The organism is Streptomyces sp. NPDC037100, from assembly GCF_055606225.1.
Genome location: NZ_JBVJSX010000016.1, coordinates 21,858 through 37,308 on the forward strand (window position 1 = coordinate 21,858; position 15,451 = coordinate 37,308).

The 15,451-nt window shown below is 73.0% G+C and carries 12 protein-coding genes; 7 read left to right on the forward strand and 5 right to left on the reverse strand.

Annotated features, from left to right (window positions below):
- The first annotated feature begins 228 nt into the window (after positions 1–228).
- Entirely contained in the window at positions 229–834 is a 606-nt protein-coding gene (locus tag ACZ7EG_RS36075) for a hypothetical protein (RefSeq protein ID WP_471088452.1), read from the forward strand.
- 77 nt (positions 835–911) lie between these two features.
- Here ACZ7EG_RS36075 and ACZ7EG_RS36080 read toward each other — a convergent pair whose 3' ends face one another.
- Positions 912–1,151: a hypothetical protein gene (locus ACZ7EG_RS36080; protein WP_471088454.1), complete on the reverse strand. Its 240-nt coding sequence runs from the start codon at positions 1,149–1,151 to the stop codon at positions 912–914.
- A 67-nt stretch (positions 1,152–1,218) separates the two neighbouring features.
- Here ACZ7EG_RS36080 and ACZ7EG_RS36085 point away from each other — a divergent pair, with 67 nt between their 5' ends.
- Positions 1,219–2,781, forward strand: a complete 1,563-nt coding sequence (locus ACZ7EG_RS36085) for an APC family permease (protein WP_471088456.1) — start codon at positions 1,219–1,221, stop codon at positions 2,779–2,781.
- 89 nt (positions 2,782–2,870) lie between these two features.
- Here the strand turns inward: ACZ7EG_RS36085 and ACZ7EG_RS36090 are convergent, their stop codons facing one another.
- From ACZ7EG_RS36090 to ACZ7EG_RS36105, 4 genes are all read right to left on the reverse strand, one after another.
- Positions 2,871–7,550, reverse strand: a complete 4,680-nt coding sequence (locus ACZ7EG_RS36090) for a coiled-coil domain-containing protein (protein WP_471088458.1) — start codon at positions 7,548–7,550, stop codon at positions 2,871–2,873.
- 35 nt (positions 7,551–7,585) lie between these two features.
- Positions 7,586–8,467 carry a hypothetical protein gene (locus ACZ7EG_RS36095; RefSeq protein ID WP_471088460.1) on the reverse strand — a complete coding sequence of 294 codons (882 nt, stop codon included), beginning with the start codon at positions 8,465–8,467 and terminating at the stop codon, positions 7,586–7,588.
- A 31-nt stretch (positions 8,468–8,498) separates the two neighbouring features.
- A complete protein-coding gene (locus ACZ7EG_RS36100; protein ID WP_471088462.1) occupies positions 8,499–10,025 on the reverse strand; it encodes a hypothetical protein in 1,527 nt (508 codons plus the stop codon).
- A 69-nt stretch (positions 10,026–10,094) separates the two neighbouring features.
- Positions 10,095–10,790, reverse strand: a complete 696-nt coding sequence (locus ACZ7EG_RS36105) for a GntR family transcriptional regulator (protein WP_471088464.1) — start codon at positions 10,788–10,790, stop codon at positions 10,095–10,097.
- Between the two features lie 171 nt (positions 10,791–10,961).
- On the opposite strand from ACZ7EG_RS36105, the gene ACZ7EG_RS36110 reads away from it, so the two are divergent.
- The 5 genes from ACZ7EG_RS36110 to ACZ7EG_RS36130 are packed head-to-tail and all read left to right on the forward strand — an operon-like array spanning position 10,962 to position 15,341.
- The gene (locus ACZ7EG_RS36110; protein ID WP_471088466.1) at positions 10,962–12,263 is read left to right on the forward strand and encodes an MFS transporter; all 1,302 of its coding nucleotides are present in this window, start codon (positions 10,962–10,964) and stop codon (positions 12,261–12,263) included.
- Entirely contained in the window at positions 12,260–13,087 is an 828-nt protein-coding gene (locus tag ACZ7EG_RS36115) for a putative hydro-lyase (RefSeq protein ID WP_471088467.1), read from the forward strand. The genes ACZ7EG_RS36110 and ACZ7EG_RS36115 overlap by 4 nt, the downstream gene beginning before the upstream one ends.
- A gap of 15 nt (positions 13,088–13,102) precedes the next feature.
- Entirely contained in the window at positions 13,103–13,861 is a 759-nt protein-coding gene (locus ACZ7EG_RS36120) for a LamB/YcsF family protein (protein WP_471088469.1), read from the forward strand.
- On the forward strand, positions 13,858–14,475 hold the full coding sequence (locus ACZ7EG_RS36125; protein ID WP_471088471.1) for a 5-oxoprolinase subunit B family protein: 618 nt from the start codon (positions 13,858–13,860) through the stop codon (positions 14,473–14,475). Before ACZ7EG_RS36120 ends, ACZ7EG_RS36125 begins: the two co-directional genes overlap by 4 nt.
- Positions 14,472–15,341 carry a 5-oxoprolinase subunit C family protein gene (locus ACZ7EG_RS36130; protein ID WP_471088473.1) on the forward strand — a complete coding sequence of 290 codons (870 nt, stop codon included), beginning with the start codon at positions 14,472–14,474 and terminating at the stop codon, positions 15,339–15,341. Before ACZ7EG_RS36125 ends, ACZ7EG_RS36130 begins: the two co-directional genes overlap by 4 nt.
- The last annotated feature ends 110 nt before the right edge of the window (positions 15,342–15,451 follow it).

A 15,451-nucleotide genomic window follows, 5' to 3' on the forward strand; every position in this document is an offset into this window, starting at 1 on the left:
CATTGCGGGAGTTGTCTCCCCGAAATCGGTGGTGGCAGCGCGGGTCAACCCCCGAACGCACCGTGGGCGGTTGGCTGAAATTTTTCGATTTCCGGGAATCTTCGTGAGCGGCCGTTCGTCCTTCTCTACGGGAAACGGGGGCGGAATCGGCCACAGGAGCCGCGTCCCGCACCTGGGCGGCGTAAAACAGCGCAAGCCGGGCAACCGCTGGGGAGCACGGGTCTTCGGATGCGAGCGAGCGGTCTGCTGGCGGTGGGGAGTGACACGGTGACGGGCACGGCGGAACGGCGCGATGCGTCCAGGGCTGGTGGGGCGCAGGTGACGGGGCATCAGAATGTCGATGCAACCGATCGCGACCTCTCCGAGGGCGTGGCGGAGCCCTCCGGGCAGGAGACGGGGGTTCTGACTCGCGAGGCGGGTCGCGGCGCTCGGGAGCGGCAGTACTACCGGCCCCTGTGGGTCGAGGAGCCCGCGCGGCGGCGCCGGTTGCCGGATCCGGTCCGGACGGCGGCCGTGCGAGCGGTCCTCCTCATAGCCGTGACCCTGATCCAGGCCATGGTCGCCTTCCTGTGCACGATGGCCGGGTCCTGGCTGGCCTTCCCCATGGTGATCAGCAGTGTGGTCAGCACGATCGCGGCCACCTGGGGAGCGCTCGACGTGTGGGTGACCCGCCAGGTCTGGAACCAGCGCAACGGCGTGGTGTCCGTGCCGAGCAGCACGGCGCGGGCCCTGCGGCGCGAGCGGCGGCGGACCCGGCGGCAGGAGCGTGCCGCCGAGCGGGCGCAGGAGCGGATACGCCGGCGGAGTGGAGCCGGGCAGTTGTCCCACTCGTGAGTCAGGGCGGCAGGTGCCGGGGCGGGGCGACCGCGGCCGAGACGGGCCACCGGGCCCGGATCCGAGCCCGCGCCTTCTCACCGTAGGACCGACTGCGCCCGCATCCGGTCGGACCAGAAGCAGGGCACCGCGACGGCGGTCTTGACGGTACGTCCGGCGAGCAGGTCGGTCACGGCGACTCTCGGCTGCTGGGTCGCGGACGTCCAGCGCTCGCCGCGGTGGCGGAATGGGGCGGTTTCAAGCAGTCCGGCTTTGGACGCGAACTCGGGCCCGCGGTGCTCGCCGAGGAACGCGAGACGAAACCTCTGGCGCAACACCCTCCCCACCCCCCAGGGTTGGTTCGACTGATCGAACCGACCCTGAGACACCCATGAGGAACCGCCCATGAGAGCAACCGCAGAGTCGACCGACCCACACGGCCGGGACGACGCCGAACTCACCGAGTTCGGCTACAGACCCGAGCTCAAGCGCACCCTCGGCAACTTCCACACCTTCGCCGCGGGGATCAGCTACATCTCGATCCTGACCGGCACCTTCCAGCTGTTCTACTTCGGCTACGGCAGCGGCGGGCCCGCCTACTGGTGGTCGTGGCCGATGGTCTTCGTCGGCCAGTTCATGGTGGCCCTGTGCTTCGCGGAGCTCGCCGCCCGCTATCCCGTGGCGGGCTCTGTCTACAACTGGTCCAAGAAGATAGGAAATCCGCATCTGGGCTGGCTCGCCGGCTGGATGATGCTGATCGCCTCGATCGTGTCCATATCGGCCGTCGCCCTGGCCTACCAGTTGACGCTGCCGCAGATCTCGTCGTTCTTCCAGTTCGTGGGCGACGGCACCGGTACGTATGACGTGGCGACCAACGCGGTCATCCTGGCCGCGGTGTTGATCCTGTTCACGACCCTCGTGAACGCCTTCGGCGTCAAGTTGATGGCACGGATCAACACGGCGGGCGTGTTCATCGAGTTGATCGCCACCGTCGTACTGATCGTGCTGTTCGCGGTCCACATCACGCGCGGTCCGCAGGTCGTCATGGAGACGCACGGCACCGGTGCGGGCTACGGAAACGGCTACCTGGGCGCCTTCCTGGTGGCCTCTCTGGCCTCGGCGTACGTCATGTACGGCTTCGACACGGCCGCCTCGCTCGGTGAGGAGTCCCTGGACCCGACCCGCAACGCACCTCGCGCGATCATCCGGGCGATCGTCGCGTCCTTCGTGCTCGGCGGCCTGATCCTGCTGCTCGCGCTGATGAGCGTGTCCAGCCTGAAGGGTGACAAGCTGTCCACGGACGGCCTGCAGTACATCGTGCTGGACGTGCTCGGCCCGACGGCCGGCAAGGCGATGCTGTGGTGCGTGCTCATCGCGGTGACCGTGTGCGCCCTGGCGGTCCACACGGCGGCGGTCCGGCTGGCGTTCGCGATGGCCCGCGACAACAACCTGCCGGCGTCCTCGAAGCTGGCCAGGTGCCACCCGCGGTTCCAGACGCCGGTGCTGCCGACCGTGATCATCGGGATCCTGGCGCTGGCGATCCTGGTGGTCAACATCCGCCAGCCGCAGATCTTCACCGTCGTCACCAGCATCGGCATCATCATGATCTACCTCGCCTACCTGGGGGTCACGGTGCCGCTGCTGGTCGCGCGGCTGCGCGGGAAGTGGCAGCCCGCGGGCCAGGGCCGGTTCTCCCTGGGCCGCTGGGGCCTTCCGGTCAACATCCTCGCGGTCCTGTGGGGCGCGGCCATGACGCTCAACCTGATCTGGCCGCGGGCCGCGGTCTACAACGCCTCGGCTCCCTACCACTGGTACCTGCGCTGGGGTGCGGTGCTGTTCGTCGCCGTCATCGCGGGCGGCGGTTTCGCCTACTACTGGTTCGTCCAGCGGCACCGGACCGGGGTTCTCGCCGAGCACCGTTCCGAGGCTTCGGCGACCGCTCCGGCCGCCGCCCCGAAGGCCGACTGAAGGCGAAGGCTGAAGGCTGAAGGAGTACCAACGAGTCCGCATGACGGCGTCCTGCGGCTGGAACGCTGTAGGGGACTGCTGACGTCCGGCTACGAGCGTTGTGGTTGGTCGCGCGGTTCCCCGCGTCCCAAGGGCGTTGCGGACGCCGGGCGTTTGTACATCCTGGTCGCCGTGATCTCGCTGTGGACCGCCTCCCCCGCCTGGGGCTGTTGGGGCAGGCCCGGGCGGAGGTGTTCCTCGACGCTGATGTACTTGAGGCCGGCCCTCAGGTCGGCGTCGTTGCGCATGCGGATGACGAGGGGGAACTCGGCCAGCGCGGTGGTGTCGAACAGGCCCGTGGTGTACAGGAGCTGCACGCCCAGGGCGTCCGACACCGCCCGCTGGAGTTCCAGCAGGTACGTGGCGTTGGCGCGGCCGATGGGGTTGTCCAGGAAGAGCGTGCCGGCGTGCCGGTGCTTGTCGCGGCCCCGGTCGTTGGAGCGCAGCGCGGCCATCGTGCAGTAGAGGGCGATGGCGGCGGTGAGGAGCTGGCCGCCGGAGAAGACGTCGCCCATCTGCCCGACGGGGACGCGCTCGGCGCGCAGCACGGCGTCCGGCTTGAGGATCTCGACGGCGACGCCCTTGGGCTGAAGAGCGGCGGCGACGCCCCGCAGCAGCAGGGACATGCCGTCGCGGCGCAGGTCGGAGTTCTTCTTGACGGCGGCGCGGGTCGCCTCGTCGATGACCTCGCCGAGCCGCTCGGTGAGGGTGGCCTGGTCGGGTTCCTCGAAGCGGATGCGGAGGAACTCCTGCCCGGACCATTCGCCGAGGCCCTCGGGCAGCCGGGAGAGCCGCTGGGCGGAGCGCAGGGTGGCCAGGGCCGACTCGACCAGGCCGCGCAGGCGGTCCACGATCGAGTCACGGTTGCGCTCCAGCTGCTCCAGTTCGTCGGTCAGGACGCGCAGGCGGGGCGCGAAGGCGTCCGCCCACTTCTGGGCGTGCTCGGGCAGCGCGGAGGCGGGCAGTTCGCGGATCTGCTGGCGGGCCGGGGTACGGACCTGCTCGTAGCGCGTGGAGTTGGCGTGCCGGACGAGGATGTCGCTCGCCTCGCGGACGGCGGCCTCGGCCGCGGACAGGTCGGCGGCGCAGCCGCGCAGCGAGCGCCGGGCCTCGGCGGCGGTCTGCCGGGCCTCCTCCGGGCTGCCGGGGTACGGCTCCGTCTCTTCCTGCTCCTCCTCGGTGGCGTGTTCACGCAGCAGGTCGCGGAGCATGGCGGCGATCTCGTCGAAGCCGCTCGCCGCGTCCTCGGCGGCCCGGTGGGCGTCGAGGAGTTCGGCGTGCGCCTCGCGGGCCTGGTTCAGCGCCTCGGTGTGGGAGGCGAGTTCCGCCGTGGCGGTGCGCAGCAGGGTCTGCGCGTGTTCGGCGTCGCGCGGCCGGATGTCCTCGGGAAGGTCCGTGTGGGCCTCGCCGTCGTCGGCGGGGGCGAGCCGTTCGGCCTCGCCGCGCAGCCGCCCGAGCTGCTCGCTCGCGGTCGACATCCGGGTCTCCAGGAGCTGCACCAGCTCCTCGGCGCGAGCGGCGGCGGCCTGGCGGCTGGGGCCGTCGGAGCCGTCGGGTGACTCGAGGAGCTGCTCAGCGCGCGTCCGGACCTTGTTGCTCAGCCGGTCCAGCTCCGCGCGGGCCGCGCTCTCGTCGCTCTCGGCACGAGCCTGCTCGGCGCGCAGGTCAGCGCCGACGCCGACCTTCTCGTACAGCTGGGACGCGGCCCGGTAGGCCTCGCGCAGGGCCGGCAGGGAGGCCTTGGGGGTCTGGTCCTCGTCCTCGGGTACGTCGTCGGGGGCGCCGGCGATCTCGGACCGCTCGGCACGCAGCGCGCGGGCGGTGCGGCGGGTGTCGTCGGCCGCGCGCTGGGCGGCACGCCGGTCCTCGTCGGCGGCCCGGGCCCGCTCCAGGCAGGCCTGGGCGCTCGCCTCGGACTCGGCCGCCTCGTCGGCCAGCTCGCGCAGCTTGACCTGCCAGCCGGCCCGCTCGCGCAGCCGGAAGGCCAGCCCGGCGAGGGCGTCGGCGGAGCGGCGGGCCTTCTGCGCGGCCTCCTGCCGCTCGTCCCGGACGCGGGCGGCCTCGGTGGCGACCTCGTCGGCCTCGGCCCGCAGGGTCCGGGCCTCGGCCAGTTCGGCCTCCGACTCCTCGGCGAACTCGTGGGTGTCGTGGGCGGCCCGGGCCAGTTCGGTCAGCCGGCCGGCGGGGCAGCCGGTGCGCCAGGAGGCGAGCCGGGCGGCCAGTTCGCGGTCCTTGCCGAGCCGGGCGGCGAGCGTGCGGATCTCCTCGTCCCGCTCGGTGGCCCGGGCGCGCAGCGCCTGCCGCTCCTCGTCGGCGGCGTGCTCGTCGTGCATGGCCGGGTTCGGCGGCACGAGGAACACGTCGCCGCTGTCGGTGTCCGGGGCCGGGGTCGGGGCGAGCAGGGCGGCGGCGGTGCCGACCGCCACGGCGGAGCGGGGCAGCAGTGCCGCGTCGCCCAGCGCTTCCCGGGCGCGGGCGTGGGAATCCGGGTCGGTGATGATCACGCCGTCGACGAGTTCGGGCCGGGCGGCCAGCACGCGCGCGTGGTCGGCCGGGTCGACGGCCTGGGCGAGATAGCGCCAGCCGGGCAGCGCGGGGATGCCGTGCTCGCCGAGGAACTCGACCGTGGCCAGCACGTCAGGGCCTGGCGGCAGCAGCCCGCCGTCCCCGAGCGCGCCGAGGATCCGGGAGTCGTCGGCGGCGGCCGTACGCAGTTCGAACAGCTGCCGCTCGGCGGAGGAGACGGCGTTGTCGAGCAGGTCGCGCAGGTCGTCGGCGAAACGGTCGAGTTCCTCGGGAGTGAGTCCCTGCTCGCCGGCGGCAGGCTGCGCCGCCGACTCGCCGTCCGTGCCGTGCCGGGGCTGCGGGATGCCCGGGCGGGTCTGCGGGGTGAGGCTGAGCAGTTCCGCCAGCCGCTCCTCCCCCGCCAGTGCCTCGGCGGTGCGGCGCTCGGCCTCGTACGACCGCTCCGCCGCCGTGGCCGCGTCGGCCGCACGGGCGGCGGTGAGTTCCGCGCGGCTTTCGGTGGCAGCGGCTTCGCGCGCCTGCTCCGCGGCCCGGCGGGACGCCTCACGGGCCGCGTCCCAGGCTTCGACGGCGGTCTTCTCGGCGTCGCTGGCGGCGAGGGCCGCGCGGGCCGGGTCGGCGTCGGGCGCGGAGTCGTCGAGCCAGCCGGCCCGTACCGCCTCGGCGGTCTCCTGCTCGACCTCGGCGAGGCGCTGCTTGAGGTGCCCGATCTCGCTGCGGGCGCGCTGTGCCTGGGTGGCGGCGGCGGTGGAGTCCCGGTAGGCCGCGTCGCTGACCTCTTGGAGTGCGGCGGAGCGCTCCTCCTCCTCGTTGGCGTGGCTCTCCGCCTTCTCCGCGGCGGCGTGCAGGGCCCGAACGAGGTCGACGGCGGCCTTGGAGCGGGCGGCCAGCGCCGGCGCGGCGTCCCGCTCGGCCTCCTGGATCGCGGCGGACACGCGGGTGACGCGGTCGGAGGCGGCGCGGTGACGCAGCACGGCCTCGGCGGCCTGCCACGCCGAGTACAGGGTGCGGGCGTCGGCGAGCTCGCGTTTCTGCGCGGCGGCGGACTTCTCGGCCCCGGCCAACGCCAGCGAGGCGTGCCGGTAGGCGAGTTCGGCGGAGATCAGCGCGCTGCGCTCGCGGGCCGCCTCGGCGTGTGTGACGGCGTACGCGGCGGCGGTGACCCGCTGGGCCAGGTCGGCGGCCCGGACCCGCTCCCGCACACCGCGCGCGGACAGCCTGCGGGCCAGGGTCCGGGTCCGGCGCTCGGCCGCGGTGTGGATGTCCCGGGCGCGTGAGCGGGCCTCGGCGGCCTCGACAATCCGTCCCAGGAGGTCGACGGACCCGGCCGTGAAGTCGCGTTCGGCGATCAGCTCGGCGCGCCGGCCCAGCTTGTTGCCGAAGCCGCTGACCAGATCGGCGAGCCCGTCGGTGTCGCGGGTGTCGGTGACGGCGCGCAGCAGCAGGTCGGTGAAGTCGGCGTCCTTCTTGACGGCGAAGAGACCTGCCGCCTCGCCTTCGTCGGCGTTCATCTCGCGCTGGTAGCGGAAGAGTTCGGGGTCGAGGCCGAGGTCGCCGAGGTGCTCGATCCAGCGGTCGTGGATCTCCTCCCAGTGCACCTCCAGGTGCGGGTAGTTCTTGCCCGCCTCCGTCAGGGCGTCACGGAAACCCTTCATGGTGCGGCGCCGCCCGCGCGCACCGGACTGGCCCTCGGCCGGGGCCCGTACGGCGGTGGCCTCGGCCACGGGGAGGTTGTCCAGGCTCAGTCCGGGGCCGGGCCGGAAGGAGTACCAGGCCTCGGCGAACTTCCGCGGGTCGTTGGAGACCTGCCGCCCGCGCCACTCGCTGACCTTGCCGACGACGACGCACTCGCCGGTCAGCACGTGCTGCCACTCCAGCGCGACGTGCCCGCAGTCGTCGGCGAGCAGGAACTTGCGCAGCACGCCGGAGCTGGCGCCGCCGAGGGTGTTGCGGTGCCCCGGCAGCATCACGGAGAAGATCAGCTTGAGCAGCACCGACTTGCCGCCGCCGTTCTCCAGGAAGAGCACGCCCGCGGGTGCGGGCCGGCGCGGCGGGCCGACCGGCTCCTCCTCGAAGAACTCCGCCTGGGCGGGCGCGGGGTCGGGCACGATCTCGCCCACACCGCGCAGGTCAAGCACGGTGTCGGCGTAGCGCGCACCGGCGGGCCCGATCGAGTAGAGGCGGACCCGGGACAGCTCGTACATGGCGGACTCTCGTAAGTCTTCGTGAGATGGGGAGTTCAGGAGGAGTGGAACGGCAGCCCGGCGTCGGCGACCAGCTCCAGGTCGTCGCTCTCCTCGGCGGGCAGCAGCGTCGGCGTGCCGTCGGTGACCGGGACGACGCCCAGGTCCAGCAGCTCGGCCATCGCGGCGCTGCCGGCCATGTCGCGGACCTGGAGCTGGTAGCGGGCGGTCGTGCGGTACGTGCCGCCGTGGTCGTCGCCGGTGCGCTGCAGGAAGCCTGATTCGGTGAGGAACGCGGCGGCCTTGGCGACGATGCCGGTGGTCGAACCGGCCAGGCGGCGGGCGTCCTTGGTGGCGCCGGTCGCACTGCGCCGCACCCAGATCCGCCAGGCGGCCTCCAGGCCGGGCGCGTCGGTCGCCGGGTCGGTGTTCTCGCCCTGTTCCTCGGCGCGCTCCTCCAGCCGGCGGCAGGCCTGGCGGACGAAGGCGTCGACACCGTTGACCGTGATCCGGCCGATGTAGCCGTCGTCGTCGAGGTCCTCGGGGCGCGGGTACGCCATGGCGGCGACGGCGAGATGGGCGAGCCCGTGCAGGAACCGGTCGCCGCCGTCGGCGGACGTACGACGCGCGTAGTCGCCCATGCGAACGGCGAACACCGAGTCCTCGGCGGCGGTCACGGCCATGCCCGCGCGCGGGGAGACCTCCAGCACGATCAGCCCGAGCCCGGTCGCCACGGCGTCCGCGAGCCGCGCGAAGGGCGGGTCCTCGCGGTAGCGCCGCAGCAGGTCCGCGTACTCCTGGTCACGCGCGGGCTGCAGCTTGGGCTGCAGCCCGAACGACACGAGCCGGGCCGCGTCGGCGGCGTCGGCGGGAGTGACGGCGGCTCCGGCCGCGGGGGCCGGTCCGTCCGGCTCGCTCCACTCGACTTGCTCGCTCACGGTCGGGACTCCTTGTGCCACTCGTACTGACTCATGCTGCTTCCGTCCGGTCCGCCGCCATCCCCGCCGCGTCCAGCAGGGCGGTGCCGACGATCAGGTCCGCGCCGCCGAACTCCGGGTCGTCGAGCTCGGTCCCGTCGTCCACGGCGAACAGCAGTTTCTGCTCGCCCTGGCGATAGGCCGTGCCGACCGGCGGGCTGGCGGCGTGCACCGCCAGCAGGGCCACCAGGTAGGGCAGCTCGGGGTCCTGCCGCCGGGCCTCGGCCAGCAGCCCCGACAACCGGCGCGGCGCGTCCGCCGGCAGGTCGAGCAGCTCCTGCGCCGCCGCCAGCTGTTCCTCGCTGAACCGGCTGTCGTCCGGCGTGGCGATCAGGTCGGGCTCGGGCATCTCGGCGCCGAGGTGCTCGCGCTCCACGGGCGGCGTCAGCAGTATGTCGACCAGGTCCCCGACCCGGACGGACACGGGCGTGCGCAGCCCGGTGCCGCGGCCGAAGAAGGCATCGGTGACGCGAACGGCCTGCTCCAGCGGCAGCGGCAGCACGGGCGAGACGAGATGCCCGTAGAGGTCCATGCCCGACGTCGTCAGGGGTGTGGCGAAGGCCTGTCGGTCCTGTTCGGCGCGGAACAGCGGTCCCGCCTCCAGCAGCCGGGACTGGAGCTGTGTGTGCCGGCGGATGCAGTCCTTGACGATGTCGACGAGCTCGGCGGTGCGGCGCTTGTGCTCGGGGTCCTCGGACTCGTCACGGGCCTTGCGGATGTTGGTGAGGATCGCGTTCTCGTGGCGGTAGCGGTCGGCGACGTGCTCCAGGGCCTCGGCGATCATGTCGGGCACGGCGGAGAGCCAGTCCACCGCGCGCACGTTGCGCCGGGTCGCGTCGAGGGCGCGGCGCAGGGTCTCGGAGTACTGCACGGTCCGGTAGCGGGCCTGTTCGGCGGCGAGCTGGGCGTCGGCGAGCCGGCCGCGGCTGATCAGGATCTCCAGCTTGACCTCGGCGGCGATCTGCGCGCTGGTGACGTCCGTGTCGAGGGCGCCGACGAGGACGTTGACCGCCTCGTCCGTCGTGCGGAGGTAGACCGTGCCGCCGGGGCCGGGGACCTCCTCGATCAGCTTGAAGTCGTAGTCGCGGCGCACATAGGTGCCGTCCGCGCCGAACGTGCCGTACACGGCGCGGAATCCGCGGTCGACACTGCCGACGTTGATCAGGTTCTCCAGGACCCAGCGGGCCACCCGCTCGTGCTCGGCGGCGGGGCGCTGTGCGGCCTGGGCGGCGATGCGCGGGATGAGGCGGGCGACGATCTGGTCGTGGTCCGCGCCCGTGTCGAAGTCCATGTTCAGGGTGACCAGGTCGATGGCGGCCAGGGCGACCTCCGCCATGCCGTACACCGAGTACTCGCCGGCCAGGTTGGCCTTGCGCGCGTCCAGGTCGTGCAGCGGCGCGGTGCAGGCAAGCGCGCGCAGGCGCCGCGCCAGGCCCTCGTCGGCGGCCGGCCCCGGGGCGGGGCGCGGCCCCGCGCTGAGCTGGGGCGGAACGCTGTCCGTCGTTGCAGGCGAAGTCACGGTGCACAGACTAGGTCCTGGGTCTGACAACCACCCAAACGACGCGGTAAGCCCTCCTGGCGGCGGTCCTCAGCCGTCCTCGCCGACCCGCCGCCGGTACACCTCGACCACGCGCTCCAGCGAGTCGTCGAGGTATCCCGCGAGCAGACTCTCGGCCTTCTCGCGGTCCCCACCTTGAAGGGCCTCGAGAATCGCGACATTTCGTGCAATATAGGGCTCATGCAGCCGCTGCGGCTCGTCCACCACGTGGAAGGCCAGCCGCAGTTCGGCGAAGACGCTCCGCATCAGCTCGGCGGTGCGCTCACTCTCGGCGAGGGCCACCAGTTCCCGGTGGAAGTGGATGTTGGCCGTACCCACCCCCTTCCAGTCACCTTCCCGGGCCGCCGCCCGCCCCTCGGCGACCGCTCCGGCGAGCCCGTCCAGGCCGTACGGCGGCTTGCCGAGGCCACGGACGACGGCGCACTCGACGAGCCGCCGGGTGCGGTAGATGTCCTCTACGTCCTCGACGGTCAGGACCCGGACGAAGACCCCCCGGTTCAGCTCGTGGACGAGCAGGCGCTCGTGCGTGAGCAGCCGGAACGCCTCGCGCAGGGTGTTGCGGGAGACGCCGAGCGCGCCGCCGATGCTGTCCTCCGACAGACGGGTGCCGGGCGGGAAGTACCCCTCGGCGATCCGGCTCCTGAGGATGTCGGAGACCCGTTCCGCGGTGCTGGTGCGCCCCAGGAGGGCGCGGTCGTCGGCGAGGTCCTTCAGCTGCTCTGCCATGCCGGAATTCAATCGCAGATCACAAGAACGAACCAACATGGGTATTGAGGGATCGTTGAACAATCCTCTACGGTGCTACGCACAGCGTCGCTTCTCCATCGCGGCGCCGACCGCCTCCGTACGGCACGGCTCACCCCGAAGCACCCTCCGTCCTCCCTCTGCGAGGTGCCCATGAGCACGACCCCTCCACCGCAGGCCCTGACCGACGACACACGCCCCGCGACCACCGAACGCACCTCGGACGACGGGGCGTTCGGCTGGCTGCGCGCCCTGGGCCCGCGTGGCCGCCGCGCGTTCACCGGTGCCTTCGGCGGCTATGCGCTGGACTCGTACGACTACTTCACGCTGCCGCTCAGCATGGTCGCGCTGTCCGCCTACTTCGGCCTGAACAGCGGCCAGACCGGTCTCTTCACCACGGTCACCCTGGTGGTCTCCGCGGTCGGCGGCGCCCTCGCGGGCGTGCTCGCGGACCGCGTCGGCCGGGTGAAGGCGCTGATGCTCACGGTGATCACGTACGCGGTGTTCACCGTCGCCTGCGGTTTCGCGCCCAACTACGAGACACTGCTGGTCTTCCGCGCGCTCCAGGGCCTGGGATTCGGCGGCGAGTGGGCCGTCGGCGCGATCCTGGTCGCCGAGTACGCGAGCGCCAAGCACCGGGGGCGCACGCTCGGCGCGATCCAGAGCTCCTGGGCCGTGGGCTGGGGCCTCGCCGTGATCGTCTACACCCTGGTCTTCTCGGTGGCCGGCGACGACCTGGCCTGGCGCATCATGTTCTGGACCGGCGCGCTGCCCGCACTGCTCGTCATCTGGCTGCGGCGCAGCGTGCACGACGCCCCCGAGGCCGCCGCGGCGCGTGAACAGAGCGCGGAGAAGGGCTCCTTCACAGCGATCTTCAAGCCCGGCCTGCTGCGGATCACCCTCTTCGCGGTTCTGCTCTCGACCGGGGTCCAGGGCGGCTACTACACGCTGGCCACCTGGGTGCCGACGTATCTGAAGTCCGAGCGCGACCTGTCGGTCGTCGGCACCGGCGGCTATCTGACGTTCCTCATCTCGGGCGCCTTCATCGGCTATCTGACCGGCGGCTACCTCACCGACAAGCTGGGCCGGCGGCGCAACATCTGGCTCTTCGCCCTGCTGTCGGCGCTGTGCATCCTGGCGTACGCGAACATCCCGAGCGGCGCCAACACCCTGCTCCTGGTGCTCGGTTTCCCGCTCGGGTTCTGCATGTCGGCGATCTTCAGCGGCTTCGGCTCCTACCTGAGCGAGCTGTACCCGACGGCGGTGCGCGGGACGGGGCAGGGCTTCACCTACAACACCGGCCGCGCGGTGGGTGCCGTGTTCCCGACCACGGTCGGGTTCCTGGCCGACAGCTGGGGCGTCGGCGGCGCACTGGTCTTCGGCGCGATCGGCTACGGCATCGCGGCGCTGGCGCTGCTCGGGCTGCCCGAGACGCGTGGGAAGGAGCTCGCGTGAACCGCACCAGCACCGAGGACCGCCCCCTGCTCCTCGTGGACGAGCACGCGCGCGCGTGGAGCCCCGCAACGGCCCGGGCCCGCTTCCGGGAGGGCCTCACGGGCCCCACGGCGGGGGTCGCGGCGGGCCACACCCAGGTCAACCTGATCTCGGTTCCCGCCGACTGGGCCTACGACATGCTGCTGTTCTGCCAGCGCAACCCCAAGCCCTGCCCGGTCCTCGACGTCACGGACGCCGGCTCCTGGACGACCGTGCTGGCCGACGGCGCGGACCTGCGCACCGACCTGCCGCGGTACCGGGTCTGGCGGGACGGTGAACTGGTGGACGAACCGACGGACGCGCGCCCGTACTGGCGGGATGACCTGGTGTCGTTCCTCATCGGGTGCAGCTTCACCTTCGAGTGGGCGCTGGGAGAGGCCGGCGTGCCGATCCGCCACGTCGAGCAGGGCCGCAACGTCCCCATGTACGTGACGAGCCGGCAGTGCCGCCCGGCGGGGCGGCTGCACGGGCCGCTGGTGGTGTCCATGCGGCCGGTGCCGCCCCGGCAGCTGGCGGCGGCGATCCGGGAGAGCAGCCTCATGCCTGCGGTGCACGGCAGCCCCGTGCACTGCGGCCATCCCTCCGGGCTCGGCATCGCCGACCTCGCCCGCCCCGACTTCGGGGACCCGGTGGACGCCGAGCCGGACGACATCCCGGTCTTCTGGGCCTGTGGAGTGACCCCGCAGGCGGCCGTGATGGCCTCGCGTCCGCCGTTCGCCCTCACGCACGCCCCGGGGCAGATGTTCCTCACCGACGCCCGCGACGAGCAGTACCGCGTGGCCTGACAGGAGACACGGCACATGACCTCGATCGACCTGAACGCCGACCTCGGCGAGGGCTTCGGCCGCTGGCGGCTCACCGACGACGAACGGCTGCTGTCCGTCGTCACCAGCGCCAACGTGGCGTGCGGCTTCCACGCCGGGGACGCGGTCACGATGCGCCGGGTGTGCGAGCTGGCGGCCGAGCGCGGGGTCCGGATCGGCGCCCAGGTGTCCTATCGGGACCTGGCCGGGTTCGGGCGGCGCGCGATGGACGTGCCGCCCGCCGAGCTGGCGGCCGAAGTCGCCTACCAGATCGGCGCTTTGGAGGTCTTCGCGCGTGCGGCCGGCGCCCGCGTGGCCTACGTCAAACCGCACGGCGCGCTCTACAACCGGGTGGTGCACGACGAGGAGCAGGCCGCCGCGGTCGTCGACGGCGTACTCCTCGCGGATGCCGCACTGCCCGTCCTCGGACTGCCCGGCTCGCGCCTGCTGACGCTTGCCGGGAAGGCCGGACTGCCGGTCGTCACCGAGGCGTTCGCGGACCGGGCCTACACCGACGCGGGCACCCTGGTGCCGCGCACCCTGGAGGGCGCCGTGGTGACCGACCCCGACGCCGTCGTGGAACGCTCCCTCACCCTGGCCCGTTCCGGCGAGGTCGTCTCCCGCTCGGGGACGCGCATCGAGGTACTCGCCCGTTCGCTGTGCCTGCACGGCGACACCCCGGGCGCGGTCGAGCTGGCCCGCCGGGTGCGCGAGCGGCTGGAGGCCTCGGGGGTCCGGGTGGAGGCCTTCGCATGAACGTGCTGCCCGTCGGCGAGGACGCCCTGCTCGTCGAGGTCTCCTCCGACGACGAGGCCCAGGCCCTGCACGCGGAGCTGCTGCGGCGCCGCGCGGAGGGATCCCTCTCGGCCCGCGAGATCGTGCCCGCGGCCCGCACGGTCCTCCTCGACGGCCTCGACGCCCCCGCCCGGCTGGCCGCCGAACTGACCACCGCCGAGCTGCCGTCCGCTCCACCACGCGCGGGTGCGGTCGTGGAGATCCCGGTGCGCTACGACGGCCCGGACCTGGCCGACGTCGCCGCGCACTGGCGCGTTCCGCAGAGCGAGGTCGCCCGCATCCACGCGGAGACGGAGTTCCGGGTCGCCTTCTGCGGCTTCGCACCCGGCTTCGGCTACCTCACCGGGCTGCCGCCGCGTTACGACGTCCCCCGCCGGGCCACCCCACGCACGGCCGTACCGGCGGGCTCGGTGGCGCTGGCGGGCCCCTACACGGGCGTGTACCCGCGCTCGTCCCCGGGCGGCTGGCAGCTGATCGGCACGACGGACATCGTCCTGTGGGACCACGCACGCGTACCGGCCGCGCTGCTGTCGCCGGGCACGCGCGTGCGGTTCGTCCCGGAGGCGGGGTCATGACGGACCGAGCGCTCGCAGTCGTCCGGGCCGGGGCCCTCACGACCGTGCAGGACGCGGGTCGCCCCGGCCATGCCCACCTCGGCGTTCCCCGCTCCGGGGCACTGGACGGGCCCGCCGCGGACCTGGTCAACCGGCTCGTCGGCAATCCACCGGGGGCGGCCGTGCTGGAGACGACCCTCAACGGTTGTGCCGTTCGCCCCCGTTCCACCGTCACCGTGGCGGTCGCGGGCGCGCCCTGCCGGGTCACGGTGGACGGGCGGCCCATGGCCTGGGGTGCGCCGGTGCGGGTGCCCGCGGGGGCGCTGCTGGACGTCGGGCCCGCGGAGTCGGGCGTGCGCGCGTACGTCGGGTTCGCCGGGGGCATCGCGGTCGAGCCGGTGCTGGGCAGCCGGTCGACGGACCTGCTGTCGGGGCTGGGACCGCCCCCGCTCGCGGACGGGACGGTGCTGCCCCTCGGCCGGCCGGGGGGCGTGCACGCGCGCGTGGACGTCGTCCCGCAGCCGGCGCCCCCGGCCGAGCTGGTGCTGCGGGTGACGCTCGGCCCGCGCGACGGCTGGTTCACGCCGCAGGCCGTCCGTGCCTTCGTCTCCAGCGCCTTCAGGGTGTCCTCGGCGAGCAACCGCATCGGGCTGCGCACGGAGGGACCCGCCCTGGAGCGGGCCCGGCCGGGCGAACTGCCCAGCGAGGGCATGGTGCTGGGCGCCGTGCAGGTCCCGCCCGACGGCAGACCGGTGGTGTTCCTGGCCGACCATCCGACCACCGGGGGCTATCCGGTGATCGCCGTGGTCCGCACGGCCGACCTCCCCGCCGCCGCCCAGGCGGTTCCCGGCACGCCGGTCCGCTTCGTGGCCGTACGCCGCCGCTGATCCGTCCGGACCGGGCACAGCTGAAGTGACCGTTGGGCGCGCTGAATCCTCCCGACCGAGCACAGCTGAACCGACCCTTCGACGCCGCCGAACCCTCCCGACCGAGCACA

Bases quoted from the DNA above. Each gene is read 5' to 3' on its own strand.
- ACZ7EG_RS36120 (WP_471088469.1), top strand. From the start codon at position 13,103: ATGACCTCGATCGACCTGAACGCCGACCTCGGCGAGGGCTTCGGCCGC.
- ACZ7EG_RS36125 (WP_471088471.1), top strand. From the start codon at position 13,858: ATGAACGTGCTGCCCGTCGGCGAGGACGCCCTGCTCGTCGAGGTCTCC.
- ACZ7EG_RS36130 (WP_471088473.1), top strand. From the start codon at position 14,472: ATGACGGACCGAGCGCTCGCAGTCGTCCGGGCCGGGGCCCTCACGACC.
- ACZ7EG_RS36075 (WP_471088452.1), top strand. From the start codon at position 229: ATGCGAGCGAGCGGTCTGCTGGCGGTGGGGAGTGACACGGTGACGGGC.
- ACZ7EG_RS36085 (WP_471088456.1), top strand. From the start codon at position 1,219: ATGAGAGCAACCGCAGAGTCGACCGACCCACACGGCCGGGACGACGCC.
- ACZ7EG_RS36090 (WP_471088458.1), bottom strand. From the start codon at position 7,550: ATGTACGAGCTGTCCCGGGTCCGCCTCTACTCGATCGGGCCCGCCGGT.
- ACZ7EG_RS36110 (WP_471088466.1), top strand. From the start codon at position 10,962: ATGAGCACGACCCCTCCACCGCAGGCCCTGACCGACGACACACGCCCC.
- ACZ7EG_RS36105 (WP_471088464.1), bottom strand. From the start codon at position 10,790: ATGGCAGAGCAGCTGAAGGACCTCGCCGACGACCGCGCCCTCCTGGGG.